Here is a 14559-nt window from a genome sequence, read left to right as displayed (position 1 = left end):
TGCAAACGATTGCATGTGAATTATGAGCACATCATATTGATAGTCAACGCTAGGCTCGGACTTTTCTGCGAGAAATGGATATTAATTATGCAAACGATTCCAGTCGTATTGCATACTGCCGACTCGTATCCGGAGGCGCAGTTATGAACGACAGACTTACCGGGGTGGGCGGTGTATGGCCCGCCACGTTGACGCCTTTCTCCGATGACGGCGGCATCGATGCCGCAGCGTTCATGCGGCATGTCGACGAGATCGCTTCCACCCCTGGGGTGCGGGCCCTGGTGGTCAACGGCCATGCTGGGGAAGCCACTTCCCTGGACCTGCATGAGCGCGCCCGCATCGTCGCGCAGGCGAACGAGGCGGCGCGCGGGCTGCCGGTGGTCGCCGGTGTGCTCGCGGAGGACACGCGCGCCGCCTGCGCGCAGGCGCGCGACGCGCAGCGAGCCGGCGCGGCCGGCCTGCTCTTGTTCGCTCCCGCGCTGTTCGCCCAGGGCGCGCGCGGGCGTCCGGAGGTGGTGCGCGAATTCGTGCGCCGGGTCGCGCAGGCCAGCGACCTGCCCATCGTGTTGTTCCAGCTTTCGTGGGCCTCGGGCCTGGGTTATGAGGCGGCGCTCCTTGCCGAACTGCTTGCCGAGGTGCCGCAGATCGTGGCCATCAAGGAAGGTTCGGACGTGCCGGAACGCTATGAGGACACGCTGCGTGTCGCGCGCGAGGCCGGGCGGCCCGTCAGCGTTCTGAGCAGTTGCAATACATGGCTGCTGGGCTCACTGGTGTATGGCGGGCAGGGCGTTCTGTCCGGGCTGGGCAGTGTGGCCTCCCCACTGCTGGTCGAACTCTGCGAGGCCATGGCGCAGGGCGAGCTGGCACGCGCGCGCGCCGTCAACGAGCGCTTGCTGCCGTTGTGCCGGGCGTTCTATCGCGCGCCGTACTTCGATTGCCACAACCGCATGAAGACTGCCCTGCACCTGCTCGGCAAGCTGCCCAACGCCGTGCCGCGCGCGCCGCTGCTCGCCATAGGCGCCGCGGAGCGGGAGCGCATCGCCGCCGCGCTGGCCGATGCCGGCTTCGAACGCGTTGCCGGGTGAGGCCGCCATGACCCAATTTGCCGGTACTTACACCATCATGGTCACGCCGTTCGATGAGGACGGGAGCGTCGACGTAGAGGCCCTGCGCCGCTACGTCGACTGGCAGATCGACGCGGGCATCCGGGGGCTGATTCCGTTGGGATCGACCGGGGAATTCCTCTCCATGACCGACGGCGAGATCGACCTCGTGACCGACACCGTGGTGCGCCAGGCGGCCGGCCGCGTGCCTGTCATCGTCGGCGCCACGGCGGAAGACAGCCGGGTGGCTGCGCGCAAGTGCCGGCGCGCCGAGGCGCTGGGCGCCGATGGCGTGATGGTGCTGCCCCCGTTCTACAGCACGCCCACGCCGGACGAGATATTCCGCCATTACGCCTGCCTTGCCGACGGCCTGGGTATTCCGGTGATGGTCTACAACAACCCGGCGGTGGCCAACGTGGACCTCTCGCCGCAGCTCATCGCCCGGCTGGGCACGATCCCCAACTGTTGCTACGTCAAGGAATCCACCCTCGACGTGACGCGGGTGCGCGACATCCTGCGCTACTCGGACGGCCGGGTCACGGTGTTCGGCGGCATCATGGGCTACGAATCCTATCTGGAGGGCGCGCTCGGCTGGGCCTCGGTGCCGGCCAACGGCGCGCCCGCCGAGTTCGCCCGACTGCCCGCCCTGATAGACGCGGGCGATGTGGCGGGCGCGCGAGCATCGTATCTGCGCCTGCTGCCGCTGGTCGATTTCGTCGCCGGCCAACGCTATGTGGCCGGCACCAAGGCCGTGCTGCGGCAACTGGGCCTGCCCGTGGGAAGCCCGCGTCCGCCGCGCCTGCCTCTGACCGACGCCGACCTCGCGGCTGCCGCCGGCCTGGTGCAGGCGCTGGCGCTGCCCGCCGTGCCGCCGGTGCCCGCCTGAACCTCTGTTTGCATCCTGCCCAGGAGAACCCCATGCTCAACGCCGACGCATCCGCCGATACGGCCCAGCCGGCCCGTCCGGCTTCGGCCGATACCGTCATCCGCATGGTCAACGTGCAGAAGTGGTACGGCCAGTTCCAGGTGCTGCGCGACGTCAACCTCGAAGTCAGGCGCGGCGAGCGCATCGTCATCTGCGGCCCCTCGGGCTCCGGCAAGTCGACCATGCTGCGTTGCATCAACCGCCTGGAAGAGCATGACGGCGGCGAGATCGTGGTCAACCGGATACGCGTGGACCACGACCAGCGCAATGTCAGTGTGGTGCGCCGCGACGTCGGCATGGTGTTCCAGCACTTCAACTTGTTCCCGCATCTCACGATCCTGGAGAACTGCATGCTGGCGCCGGTGTGGAGCCGCAAGTACACCCGCGCCGAGGCGCGCGAGGTGGCCATGGCGTACCTGGAGCGCGTGCGCATCCCGGAGCAGGCGGACAAGTATCCGTCCCAGCTCTCGGGCGGCCAGCAGCAGCGGGTCGCCATCGCGCGCGCTTTGTGCATGGGGCCCAAGGTGATGCTGTTCGACGAGCCCACGTCGGCGCTCGATCCGGAGATGGTCAAGGAAGTCCTCGACACGCTGGTGTCGCTGGCCGAAGACGGCACCACCATGCTGCTCGTCACGCACGAGATGAACTTCGCGCGCCAGGTGGCGAGCCGGGTGGTCTTCATGGACCACGGCAGCATCGTCGAGGACACCCCGCCCGAGCGCTTTTTCCACAACCCCAGCCAGGAACGCATCAAGGCCTTCCTCGGACGCCTGCTGCATTGAACGGCGGCGTCCGGCATTCTTTGCGCCCATCGGGCGCGTACGCTCGGAGAGCTTCATGACCATTCCCGATCAGTCTGCACCTCCCTTGTCCCGGCGCTACCAGGAGCTGGGGTTCGAGTTTCCGATTGCGGCACTTTCTCGCGAGGCGGCGCAGCGCTATCGGACGCGGCTCGAGACCTCCATGGAGGCCGTCGGCGGGCGGTTCAAGGGCATCTACACGCAGAAGCCGCACCTGCTGTTCAAATGGCTGGCCGAGCTTGCGAGCGAGCCGGCGATCCTGGACGTGGTGGAGCGCGTGATCGGTCCCGACATCCTGCTGTGGTCGACCGAGTTCTTCATCAAGGAGCCCGGCGACGAACGGTTCGTGCCGTGGCACGTCGACGATACCTACTGGCACATCGAGCCGGAAATCCAGACCACGGTCTGGATCGCGCTCTCGGACGTCAAGCTGGAAAACGGTCCGTTGCGCTACATTCCCGGCAGCCATCGGCAGTCGCCCCTGCCGGTGGCGACTCAGGCGAGCCCGGAGAACATGCTGATCAGCGGGCAAATGGCGCAGGGCGTCGATGAGTCCGTGGCGGTGGACGTGGTGCTGCAAGCTGGCGAGATCGCGGTCCACGACAGCAAGACCCTGCATGCGTCGGGAAAGAACACCGGGATGGATCGCCGTATCGGCATCGCGGCGAGGTATCTGTCGCCGCAGGTGCGCAGTCTGAGCAGTCGGGAATCGGCCCTGCTGGTCCGGGGGACGGACCGCTATGGGCACTTCGACCCTGAACCGTGGCCGGCCGCCGATCTGGACGAGGCGGCCCGCAAGGCACACGCCATCGCCGCCGAGCGCCGGCTGGTCAACATGTACGGCGCCCGGCATCAGGACCAGCCGGCCATGCGCTAGGCGCATTCACGCAGCCGGCGCGGCCAGCCGGTCTTTGCGCGAGCCGGCCTCAGAACATCGCGGGCGGGCGCAGATACTCCTGGCGGTCGATGGTCTTGATCGGCAGCCGCTTGACCTCCGCGCCCTGCACCACGTTCAGCTCCACTTCGACGCCGGCGTCGCCGCTCTCCCACAGGCGCTGGTAGAAGTCGGCGGAGCTTTTCAGCGGCTGGCCCTTCAGGCCGACGATGATGTCGCCTTCGTTGATGCCGCCGCGCGCGGCGGGGCCGTCGGCCGAGACCCGCGTCACCAGCAGGCGGCCCTTGATGTCCTGCACGTTCACGCCCAGCCACGGCCGCGCCGGGGCCTTGGGCTTGCCGGCCTCGACCAGGTCGGTGAGGATGGGCTTGAGCAAGTCCACGGGGACGAACATGTTGCCGGCCAGGCGCTGGCTTTCGCCCAGCGCATCGGGCACGAGCAGCGAGCCGATGCCCACCAGCTTGCCTTCGTTGTTGACCAGCGCCGCGCCGCTCCAGCCCGTGGTGGCCGGCGCGGTGAAGAGCGCGTCGTCGAGCAGATATTCCCAGGTGCCGGCATACTGCCGGCGCGACACGAGATAAGCGGGGGCGACGCCGTCGAAGCCGACCACCAGCATCGGGTCGGACACCTTGGCCTGGCTCGAGTCCGCAAAGTCGATGGGCTCGATGTTCAGCGGCGCGGCGGCCCGCACCAGGCCCAGGCCGGTGTTGTTGTCGTAGGCGATGAGCGCGGCCGGCACGCGCTGGCCGTTGCGTCCGATGACTTCGATCTGCTCGGTCTCGATCACGAGATAGCCGATGGTCAGGATGAGCCCCTCGTCGTCGATGACGATGCCGCCGCCCTGCCGCTTGTCGCCGAGCGAGGTGACGCGGGCATTGGGCGCCGCCGTGCCGCGCAGTTCCACCACCGAGAAGTCGGCGATCTCGAGCCGCGCCTGTTGCGGAATCGGCTGGGGGCCGCCCTCGCCGGGCGGAACCGTCAGGGGAGGCTGCGCCGGCATGGGCGCGACGCCCGGCGGGTTCTCGGTCTGGGCGGCGGAAGCGCTGGCGAGCGCGACGCAGGCGCCGAGCCCGGCCAGAAGGCTCAGCCACGACGTGCCACGGGTATGGGGGCGGGGGACGAATGCGCTCACGATGCATGCTCCATCAGGATAGGCTGGCGTGGCCGGCACGTCGCGAGCACCCGGGCACAGGCTCGATGGCGGCCGCAGGGACCGCCCTCGTACGGCCGGGCGCATGGCGTACGCCGTTTAGATGTAGCACGGAATGGGCCACGCTGCTTTCGGAGGGCGTGCGGGAATGGGGGGCGGGGCCCTCCAGTCGCCGCGCGACATCCTCCCCGCCACTCCCTTCGGGCGGCCGGGCGAGTGCTCAGCCCGGTGCGCGCGCGTCGCGCCAGACGCGCCAGCCGACGAGGCACAGGAGGCTCGCGCAGACCAGCACGAAGCCGCCGACGGCGACGCCGGGGCTCCAGGTGTCGCTGATGGCGCCCAGCAGCAGGGGGCTGAGGTTGCCCAGGTAGCCGGCCACGTAGAACCAGGACACCAGGCGCGCGCGATGGGCCGGGGGCGCGGATTGCTGCAACAGGGCCGCGGCGCAGCTCAGTGCGCCGCCCTGGCCGATCGCGGTGACCAGCATGCCGAGCACCACCACCCAGGGCCAGTGTCCCAGCGCGCCGGCGCCCTGGCACAGCAGGCCCAGCGCCATGACGAAGCAGCCGCGGATCAGTGCCGGGCGGACACTGGCGCGCCGGTGGAACCACTGGCTGATGGTGCCGCCCAGCACCAGGGCCGACACCGCATAGCCCGACACCGCGTAGTTGTCGATGCCGAGCAGCGCCTCGCCGAAGTAGGGGCCCAGCGCCATCAGCGAGGCGCCCAGGCCCCAGCCGGTGAGAATGACGGTGGCGCACAGGAAGAACACCCGCCATGGGATGGGCGCGGCATCCCCCTTCGGCGGCGACGGCGCAGCGCCGGCGACCGAGGGCCGCGCGCCGATCTCGCCCGGCGCCGCGCCCGGGTAGGCCCGCCATTGCCGGGCCAGCACGGCGATACCTGCAACCGCCGCCAGGGCGACCGCCACGAACGGCAGCACCAGCGGCCACCAGCCCAGTTGCAGCAGGACGCCGCTCACGATGGGGCCGGCGGCCGAGCCGGCGCCGAACGACAGCGTGGACACCATGGCGGCATGCCGCACGTCGCCCTTGGGCGCCAGCTCGATCATGAGGGCGTTGGCGCTGGTGGTGACCACGCCCGTGCCGAGCCCGGCAAGGACGCGGCCCACGATCAGCCAGGCCAGGCCCTGTTCGGCGGCGATCAGCAGCGCGCCGAGCGCTGCCAGGCCGAGGCCGGGCAGCAGCAGGCGATACGCGTTGCGCAGGCGCCGCAGCAGGCTCGGCGCGAGCAGCAGCGCGCCGAGCACCGCGCCGACATAGACGATGAAGATCACCGTCATGGTGAAGGCGTCCAGTTGCAACTGGCTGCGGTAGATCGGGTAGAGCGGGATCGGGGTGCTGCTGCCCGCGACTACCACGCAAAGGCTGAGGGCGACGAGACGGCGCAGCGTGGTGGGTTCGGTCAGGCGCGAAGCGGGGCTCGGGGTGGCGGCGGAGGTCATGAAGCGGGCGGCGGCGGCGAACCGGGTGTCACCCACCCGGTCCAGCCCGCAACCCTAGCATGCCGCGAGGCATGCTGCTTGCTAAACAGCCGGTCTGTGCGCTCGTCGTGTCGTCAGCGCAACGGCGAGCTCCGATCTTCCGAATCACTCGAAGGAGTCAGCATGAAAGCGCAAGTTCTGAAGACGGTGGCCGGTGCCGGGGTCTTGTGCGTCGCAGCCGCAGCCCAGGCCCAGGGCGCCGCCGTATCCACGAGTCAGTTCCGCATCGCCGAGCCCGGCCCGACCCGGACGGTGCCGGCCGAAGAGGCCGCGCAGATGCCGCGCGTGGCCCCGCCGCCGCCTCCGGCCGCACAGCCCGCGCCGCCACCCCCGCAGGGCGCCATGCCGGCGCGCGAAGCAGGGCGCTCCCAGCCGCCCATGGACGCCGGTCCGCGCGCCGGTCGCCCGGACCGGGACGGCATGCCGCGCCCGCAAGGCCAGAGCTGGACCACCGACGGCATGCCCACGGTGCGCGAGGAGAACGGCGTACGCTACGTCACCGGCGGTTTCGGCCTGGACGAGTCCACCGCGCTGCGCAAGGCCATGTCCGACTATCGCGTGTCGTTCGTGCTCAGTCGGGCCAGCGGTGAATACGTGGCGTTCGTGCCGATCGAGATCACCGGCATGCGCGGCGCTCCCAGCCTCACCGTGAAGGCGGAAGGGCCGTACCTGCTCATGGACCTGCCGCGCGGCAGCTATCAGGCCAAGGCCACCTACGAGGGACGTACCCTCACCCGGAATTTCACCGTGGGCGCGGGCGGCAGCCAGCGCATCGGCTTCGCCTGGTAAACCGCGCCCGGCCCCAGCGGGCCGGCCGACGCGCAACAAACCCCGGGTCCGGCGCAGCCGGCCCGGGGTTTGTCTTTCCGCCGCCGGGCCGCCCCAACGCGGAAAAGGCCCCCACATCCCACTACCGAACCTGCAGACTCGACTTGGGCGTACCTCCGCCGCCGCCGCCGCCGCTGGCCGGCGCAGCGCGTCCGTTCGCCGGTGCCTGCCGCGGCGCAGCCTGGCTTGCGCCCTCGGGAACCGCGAGGTCGCCGACGCGGCCTCCACGTTGGGGCTCGGCCGGTTGCGCGCGCGGCGCCGCATCGGCGGGCGCGGTGGCCTCGCTGCGGCCCCCGCCCTCGCGGCTCACCGGCTCGACGGGCGCGCGGGTGTCGGGATTCAGCGAGGGCTTCTCCCGGGCATGCGCCAGCAGCGCGTTGCAATCGGTCTCTTCGCGCGTGCCCGGCACGGTCAGCGGCAGCAGGGCAGCCGCGGGCGGGGCGATCGCTATCACCGCCGCGGCGATGCCGGCGCGCAGCATGAGGGGGCCCTTCTCCAGGCCGATGTCCGGCTTGGCGAACGTGCCGTTCACGTACAGCGGCGTGCGCAGCGACACCAGACGCACGCTGGTGGACTGGGGCTTGATGTCCAGGGCCAGGATCTCGCCCTTGAAGTCGACCGCGCCGGTGATGTCGATCAGCGCGTCCTGGGTGCTGATGCGAAAGTCGCGCATCGTGGCGAGGCCGTCCTTCAGGGCCATGCTCACGCCGGCGCAGTCGATCCTCACCTCGCTGTCGCCGAAGAGCTTGGCGACCACGGCGCTGGCGATGTTCAACGAAGCGGCCTCGAGCAGGAACTTGCTGATGCGCCCGCTCTGCAGGTAGACGTTGATCTCGCCGCCAGCGCCGCCGAGCAGCTCGGCCACCGAATTGCCGCTCGCGGTGAGCGCGACTGCGCCGTCGATGCGGCCCGCGCTCTGCTGCATGGCTTCGACCGTGGGGAACAGGCGCGGCAGTTGCACGGCGCTCACACTGCCTTGCAGGCGTGCGCGCATGGGGTCTTCGCGTCCGTCGAGCCGGATGTCGGCCTTGACCTGGCCGTCGGCCACGCCGAAGGCGAGCGGCTGCAGGCTGAGCACGCCGTCCTCCATGACGGCGTGGGTGTTCAGCTTCTGGAACGGCAGCTCGGGGTCGCGCACGATGCGCTCGCCGGTGTACTTCAGGTCCAGGTCCATTGCGCGCCAGCGATCGGTCAGGAACTCGTCGTCCGGCAGCACGCGGCCGGGGCGCTTGTTCGTCTTGGCCTGGCCTTTGCGGGCCTCGGCTTCCTTGGCCGCCGGGTCGGCCGGGGCGCCGCCCACGCCGACCACCGGCCCCAGATCCTCGAAGCGCAGCAGCTTGGAGCGCATCTCGCCGATCAGCTTGGGACGCGCCCCTGTGCCGTCGTAGGTCAGGTCGCCGTCCAGGTCGCTGCCGCCGACCTTGCCGTGAAAGTCGGCATAGCGCCAGAGCACGCGTTCGGGGTCGACCGTCCCGCTGAGGTGGCCGTCGGTGGAGAAGGGCGGTGTGTTGGGCAGCACCACGCCGGTCAGCGGGTAGAGCATGGCCATGCTGGGCGCGGCGATGCGCACGTCCAGATCGATCTCGGGCTGGGCGTAGAGATTGCCGATCTGGCCTTCGGCGCGCGCCTCCACTTTGCCGGCGCTGGCCTCGACCATCACCGGATAGCGCACCGCCGTGTCGCGCAGCGACAGCACGGCGCCGCTCTTGCCTTCGCCCTTGATGGCCGCGTCGCGGTACTTGCCCTCGAACGTGAAGCCCAGGCCGTAGGGCTCGCCGCCGCTCGGGTTCTTCGCGCGCTCGGCGTCGTCCAGGCTGGCGAGCTCGGCATCCAGCGACAGGGCGAGGGGCGCGTCGCGATATGCGAGGTGCCCTTGCTCGATGCGCACCTCGGATACCGCCACGCGCCAGGGTTCGCCGGCGGGCTCGTCGTCTTCAGCCGGTTTCTCGAAAGTCCAGTTGTTCGCCTGGTCGGTGCGTTCGATCGCCACGCGCGCGCCGTCGACGTTCAAGTTGCGCAGCACCACCGCGCGGGACAAGAGCGGCAGCAGCTCGACGCCGAAGCTCACGCGGCCGACCTCGGCCATGTTCTCGTGCTCGGCCCAGTCCGGATTGCCCAGTTCGAGCGATTCGGCATGGATCACCGGCAGAGGCACGTAGCGCCGCCAGCCGCTCGGCGCCAGCGCATCGCGCTGCCAGCGCACGCCCAGGTCGCCCTCGATGGCGAAGCGGCGTCCGGTGGCGTCTGATACCAGGGCGTTGATGCGTGGCTTGGCGCGGTTCCAGTCGTAGGTATAGAGGATGACGCCGGCGACAGCGATCAGCACGATCAGCGTCGCCAGAATCCCCAGCAGCCATTTCCCAGCAGTTTTCATCGTTCTCTCCGCTCGCGCAGATGCGGGTGGGTCCGGCCAGGGCCGAGCAACTATCGCGCCCATCGGCTGTGCCGTTGCGTTGCGGGCATGCCGGGTGCTGCGGCCACAGCGCGTGTTTCCGTGCCCTGTCCCGGGGAAAGACGCCGCCAGTTGGCACAGGCTTTGCAACTGCACACTGACAGGCCACGTGTCTGCAACCGTCCGCAACATAGGAAGCCGTATGGCCCGCTGCTCTGTCTTTCATGCCGTTGCCCGCCAGCAGCCCGCGGGCACTGACGGTGCCGCGCGCAGCCCAATGCTGCCCGTCTGCTTCAGGCTGGTGCATGCGGCGACTCGGATGCGCCTGGCCGGTACGCCCACGCGGGCGTTGCGCTCGCGGAGACGCCCGTGAGTGCCCAGGCGCGTGCGCCGCGCCTGCATGCCACGTTGGCGATGGCCGGGCCGCAGGCCCTGGCGCCAGTGCACGACGACGATTACGACAGTCTGGGCACGGCCGGGCAGGATGCGCAGCGCAGGTCAGCCTATCGCGCGCGCAGCGACCGCCTGCGCGCGCTGGCTGGCGTGCGGCTCGATCTGGCCTATGGGCAGGGCCCGCGGCAATGCCTGGACTACTTTCCCGCGCCCTTGCCGGGGCCGGTGCTGGTGTTCGTCGGCAGCGTCCTGTGGCGGTACTGGAGCAAGGAGGATTTCGCGTTTCTCGTGCGCGGGCCCCTGGCGCATGGCATTCACGTTGCGCTGCTCTCGCACACACCCGTGCCGCGCCAGACGCTTTCCGGGGTCGTGGACGAAGTGCGCCTGGGCCTGGCCTGGCTGGGCCGGCATGCCGGCGCCTTCGGCGGCGACGGCAGGCGCATGCTGATCTGCGGCTGGTCCGCCGGCGCGCATCTGGCCGCGCTGTGCCTGGACGAGCCCGGCGTGGTCGGCGGGCTCGCCGTGAGCGGCATCTACGACCTCGAGCCGTTGCTGCACACGCACGGCAACGACGACCTCGCTCTGGACGTGCGCGATGCGCTGCGTCTGAGCCCGCAGCACCGCATGCCCGGCCTCAAGCCGCTGGTGCTGGCCTGCGGCGAGCACGAACCGCTGGCGCTGCGCCGGCAGGCCGCCAACTTCTCGAACCTGCGTGCGCACGAGAACGGCACGATGCTCACCGTGCCGGGCTGCGATCACTTCAGCATTCTCGAGGAACTGGCCGATCCCGCGGGGACGCTCATGGTGCACGCCCGTGCGCTGCTCGCCACCGGATCGGCCCTCGCGCTCTAGCCCCGGCTAGCGGGTAGCGTCGGGCACTGCACCGTCCCCGGCGAGCGTCACCTTGCCGTAGCGCAGCGCGAAGGGCACGCCGCTCGCGAGCACGACCAGACCCAGGAAGCCGCCGATGCCCGCATACACGATGCTCGAGTACAGGAGCCCCAGGCAGGCCAGGCAGAACAGCGCCGGCGTGACCGGGTAGAGCGGCACGCGGAAAGGACGCTCGCGCTGCGGTTCGCGGCGGCGGAACACGAACAGGGAAATGCCCACCAGCAGCATGAAGAGCCAGAACACCGGCGCCGTGTAGGCCACCATGGTGTTCACGCCGCTGCCGTGCGTGAACGCGCCGAACACGATGAGCGCCAGCGTGATCGCGGCCTGGACCAGCAGGGCCGTGGACGGCGTGGTGCCGTGGGCCGCGCCCAGGCGCTTCAAGGCCGGCACGTCGCGGCCGAGCGCGTAGTACACGCGCGCGCCGGTGAAGATCGTGCCGTTGATCGTGGACAGGGCGGTCAGGCACACGAGCAGGCTGAGCAGCACCGCGCCGGCCGGGCCGGCCACGATTTCCATCAACGCCGCCCCCACTGCATGCGTCTCGCGCAGTTGTGCCAGGCCGAAGATGTTCAGGAAGGCGAGGTTCACGCAGGCGTACAGGGCGACGACGATCACGGTTCCCCATACCATCACACGGGTCATGTCGCGCTTGACGTTGCGCATTTCGCCGCTCAGGTAGGCGGCCTCGTTCCAGCCGCCGTAGGTGAGCAGCACGAAGACCATGGCCATGCCCAGGCTGCCGGCGGCGGGTGGCGGCGGCGCGGAACTGCTGGCTGCGCTGCCCGAGCCGAACACGCCGGCGACGATGACGGTGAGCACCGCGAGCACGGCCGCGATCGTGAAGATGATCTGTACGCGCTTGGATTGGCCGGTGCCGGCCAGGTTGAGCGCGGTCAGCACCAGCACCGAGATCGCCGCGTGGATGGAGTCGCCGTAGGGCCCCAGGGGCAGCAGGATGTTGGCGTACTCGCCGTAGATGAAGGCCACCACCGCGATGGCCCCGGTCTGCACGACCGTGCCGCGCGCCCAGGCGAAGAGCATGCCGATGCGATGGCCGTACGCGCGCGAGAGAAAGTGGTACTCGCCGCCGGCGCTCGGGAAGGCCGAGCCCAGCTCGGCGTAGGTCAGCGCGCCCACCAGCATGACCAGCCCGCCCGCCAGCCAGGCGAGCATGTACATGGTGCCGCTGTCCACGTTGGCGGCGACCAGGGGCGGGAAGCCGAAGATGCCGATGCCGACGACCACGCCGACGACGAAGGCGACCCCGTCGAAGGCGGACAGCTTGTTCTTATCGTGTTGCGTATCGATGCTCATGAGGGACTCGAACGGGGCGCGTACTGACCGAGTACGCAAAAACCGCCCCGCGAGGGGGCGGCAGGAAAGGCGTGGCGGACCGGGCTGCCACGCGTAGGAATCATGCCTTGGTCGCGCGCCAGCCGCCGGCGCCCTGCAGGCCCTCGTCGGTGACGCGGGCCTCGTAGGTTTCGCCGTCGATGCCGAAGCTCAGGCGGTCGCCGCGCAGGGTCGCATCGACCAGCTCGACTTCCTTGCCGCCGACGTTCGCCTTGCCCGAGACCTGTTGGAACTCTTGCTCGAAGGTGACGGTGAAGGGCTCGCCCTTGGCGGGCTGCACGTTCCAGGTGCCTTGCACCTGGGCCGGCACGATCCACAGGTACACTGTGCGGCCGTCGACCGACTCGCGCGCGTCGGGCTCCCACTCGGCCATGTCGAAGGCGTGCGAGACGACGCGCGAGCCCGGCGTCATCTCCTCGAGTATGCGCGGGCGCAATTGCAGGTTCACCCGCGGCAGCAGGTACATGGTCAGTACCTGCGCCTCGCCGATCGGCGTCTCGAACAGATCCTGCTGCTTGAATTCGACCTTGTCGGTCACGCCGGCCTTCTTCGCGTTCTCGTTGGCCTCGCTGATGCGCTGCGGGTTCAGGTCCACGCCCATGGCGCGTGCCTGGTACTGGCGGGCCGCCGTGACGGGAATGCGCCCGTCGCCCGAGCCGAGATCGATGACGTAGGTCTCCTGGCTGACCTCACCCAGTTCGAGCATGCGGTCGACCACCTGCTGCGGGGTGGGGACGTAGGGCACGTCCAGCGGCTTGTCCGCGGCCAGCGCCACGCCGGAACCGAGCAGGGCGCAGGCGCCCAGCGTGTGAGCGAGCAGGCGGCGGGATCGTGCAAAGACGGGTGGCAGCATCGTGGTTTCCTTGCGTGAGTGACATTGGGTGGCTTCGGATCGGGTGGCTTCTGATGAGAGCCATCAGGAGATGACCCGTCGGTCGGCGGTCAAGTTTCCGGGAAGGCTGTCGAATAAACGTATCCAGATGTTTCCATCGGCGCCGCGAGGGGTCGGCCGCGCGATCCCGCGCACCGGATTCCTCCCGGTTTTGTCGCAATGCGATGCCGATTGACTTTATCATTCGGCCTTGCCGACGAGAAACCCCGACGTCCCCGGAATCACGGCCTGCGGGCCGGGACGTCCATCCCTAGCAAGGAGCAAACCACGGTGAAGGTTACAGCCCTCCACGCCCTGTCGCTCGCGGGCCTGCTGGCGGCCGCCACCGCAGGCGCGCCCGCCGGCGCCCAGCAGGTGAACGTCTACAACTGGGCCGAGTACACCGCCCCCGACACGCTGCCCGGCTTCGAGAAGGCCACGGGCATCAAGGTCAACTACAACGTCTTCGATACCAACGATGCGCTGCAGGCGACGCTGCTCACCGGGCGCTCGGGCTACGACGTGGTGGTGCCCTCGACGCACTATGCCGCGCGCCAGCGCGAGGGTGGGCTGTTCCAGAAGCTCGACAAGTCGCTGATCCCCAACTGGCAGCACCTGGACCCGGACATCATGGCCCTGGTCGCGCAAGCCGATCCGGGCAACGAGTACTTCGTCCCGTGGGGCATGGGTACCAACGGGCTGGGCTTCAACGTCACCCGCGCCCAGGAGATCCTCGGCAAGGATGCCGATCTGGGCACCTGGGACATGCTCTTCAACCCCGAGAACGCCCAGAAGTTCCAGGGCTGCGGCATCTCCATCCTGGACGAGGCCGCGCAGGTCTTCCCGGCGGTGCTGCACTACATCGGCAAGGACCCGAACAGCAGCGATCCCAAGGACTACCAGGAAGCGATGGAAGTCCTGAAAAAGATCCGTCCCTACGTGCGCCAGTTCAGTTCGTCGGGCTACATCGACGAACTGGCCGTGGGCGACCTGTGCCTGGTGTACGGCTTCTCGGGCGATGTTTTCATCGCCAGGACCCGAGCCGAAGAAACCAAGCGCGATTACACGGTCGACTACTTCGTGCCCAAGGGCGGTGCGCCGGTCTGGTTCGACGTCATGGCCATCCCCAAGGGCGCCAAGAACGTGAAGGAGGCGCATGCCTTCATCAACTACATCGAGACGCCCGAGGTGCACGCGGCCATCACCAATGCGGTGTTCTTCCCGAACGCCAACCAGGAGGCGCGCAAGCTGGTCGACCCCAAGGTGGCCGACAACCCGATGATCTACCCCCCGCCCGAGGTCGCCAAGACGCTGTTCGTGATCCAGCCGCAGCCGCTCGAGATCCAGCGCCTGCAGAACCGCCTCTGGAACGAACTCAAGACGGGCCGCTGATCGCCCGGCCCGAACCCGCAGCCCGCGCGGCCGCAGGTTCGGGCCATTCTCTCTGCCAC

Annotated in this window: 12 protein-coding genes; 7 read left to right on the top strand and 5 right to left on the bottom strand. The window is 69.3% G+C overall.

The features are described from left to right. Window positions 1–143 precede the first annotated feature (143 nt). The 4 genes from FOZ76_RS24410 (at window position 144) to FOZ76_RS24395 (ending at window position 3705) form a co-directional block, all read left to right on the top strand. On the top strand, window positions 144–1085 hold the full coding sequence (locus FOZ76_RS24410) for a dihydrodipicolinate synthase family protein (protein ID WP_170235620.1): 942 nt from the start codon (window positions 144–146) through the stop codon (window positions 1083–1085). A 7-nt stretch (window positions 1086–1092) separates the two neighbouring features. After that, window positions 1093–1989, top strand: coding sequence for a dihydrodipicolinate synthase family protein (locus FOZ76_RS24405; RefSeq protein ID WP_143950906.1), 897 nt, complete (start codon window positions 1093–1095; stop codon window positions 1987–1989). 104 nt (window positions 1990–2093) lie between these two features. Beyond that, window positions 2094–2810, top strand: coding sequence for an amino acid ABC transporter ATP-binding protein (locus FOZ76_RS24400; protein WP_246129779.1), 717 nt, complete (start codon window positions 2094–2096; stop codon window positions 2808–2810). A 55-nt stretch (window positions 2811–2865) separates the two neighbouring features. After that, complete coding sequence (locus FOZ76_RS24395) at window positions 2866–3705, top strand: phytanoyl-CoA dioxygenase family protein (protein ID WP_143950904.1); 840 nt, start codon at window positions 2866–2868, stop codon at window positions 3703–3705. A gap of 49 nt (window positions 3706–3754) precedes the next feature. On the opposite strand, the gene FOZ76_RS24390 is transcribed toward FOZ76_RS24395, so the two are convergent. Both FOZ76_RS24390 and FOZ76_RS24385 read right to left on the bottom strand, forming a co-directional pair. After that, window positions 3755–4855, bottom strand: coding sequence for a S1C family serine protease (locus FOZ76_RS24390; protein WP_170235619.1), 1101 nt, complete (start codon window positions 4853–4855; stop codon window positions 3755–3757). Between the two features lie 238 nt (window positions 4856–5093). Further along, window positions 5094–6338 carry an MFS transporter gene (locus FOZ76_RS24385; RefSeq protein ID WP_143950902.1) on the bottom strand — a complete coding sequence of 415 codons (1245 nt, stop codon included), beginning with the start codon at window positions 6336–6338 and terminating at the stop codon, window positions 5094–5096. A gap of 162 nt (window positions 6339–6500) precedes the next feature. Between FOZ76_RS24385 and FOZ76_RS24380 the strand changes: the two genes are divergently transcribed. Next, window positions 6501–7166 carry a hypothetical protein gene (locus FOZ76_RS24380; protein ID WP_143950901.1) on the top strand — a complete coding sequence of 222 codons (666 nt, stop codon included), beginning with the start codon at window positions 6501–6503 and terminating at the stop codon, window positions 7164–7166. A 121-nt stretch (window positions 7167–7287) separates the two neighbouring features. Here FOZ76_RS24380 and FOZ76_RS24375 read toward each other — a convergent pair whose 3' ends face one another. After that, a complete protein-coding gene (locus FOZ76_RS24375) occupies window positions 7288–9579 on the bottom strand; it encodes an AsmA family protein (protein ID WP_170235618.1) in 2292 nt (763 codons plus the stop codon). A gap of 387 nt (window positions 9580–9966) precedes the next feature. Here FOZ76_RS24375 and FOZ76_RS24370 point away from each other — a divergent pair, with 387 nt between their 5' ends. Then, window positions 9967–10842: an alpha/beta hydrolase gene (locus tag FOZ76_RS24370; RefSeq protein WP_143950899.1), complete on the top strand. Its 876-nt coding sequence runs from the start codon at window positions 9967–9969 to the stop codon at window positions 10840–10842. Between the two features lie 6 nt (window positions 10843–10848). Here the strand turns inward: FOZ76_RS24370 and FOZ76_RS24365 are convergent, their stop codons facing one another. Together FOZ76_RS24365 and FOZ76_RS24360 are read right to left on the bottom strand one after the other, a co-directional pair. Continuing rightward, window positions 10849–12198 carry an APC family permease gene (locus FOZ76_RS24365; protein ID WP_143950898.1) on the bottom strand — a complete coding sequence of 450 codons (1350 nt, stop codon included), beginning with the start codon at window positions 12196–12198 and terminating at the stop codon, window positions 10849–10851. A 100-nt stretch (window positions 12199–12298) separates the two neighbouring features. Further along, window positions 12299–13090, bottom strand: coding sequence for an SAM-dependent methyltransferase (locus FOZ76_RS24360; RefSeq protein WP_143950897.1), 792 nt, complete (start codon window positions 13088–13090; stop codon window positions 12299–12301). A gap of 309 nt (window positions 13091–13399) precedes the next feature. On the opposite strand from FOZ76_RS24360, the gene FOZ76_RS24355 reads away from it, so the two are divergent. After that, window positions 13400–14500, top strand: coding sequence for a polyamine ABC transporter substrate-binding protein (locus FOZ76_RS24355; RefSeq protein ID WP_246129752.1), 1101 nt, complete (start codon window positions 13400–13402; stop codon window positions 14498–14500). Window positions 14501–14559 lie beyond the last annotated feature (59 nt).

This window comes from Verticiella sediminum (assembly GCF_007558815.1).
GTDB classification, from domain to species: Bacteria; Pseudomonadota; Gammaproteobacteria; order Burkholderiales; family Burkholderiaceae_B; genus Verticiella; species Verticiella sediminum.
This window is presented reverse-complemented; position numbering and strand designations above follow the sequence as displayed.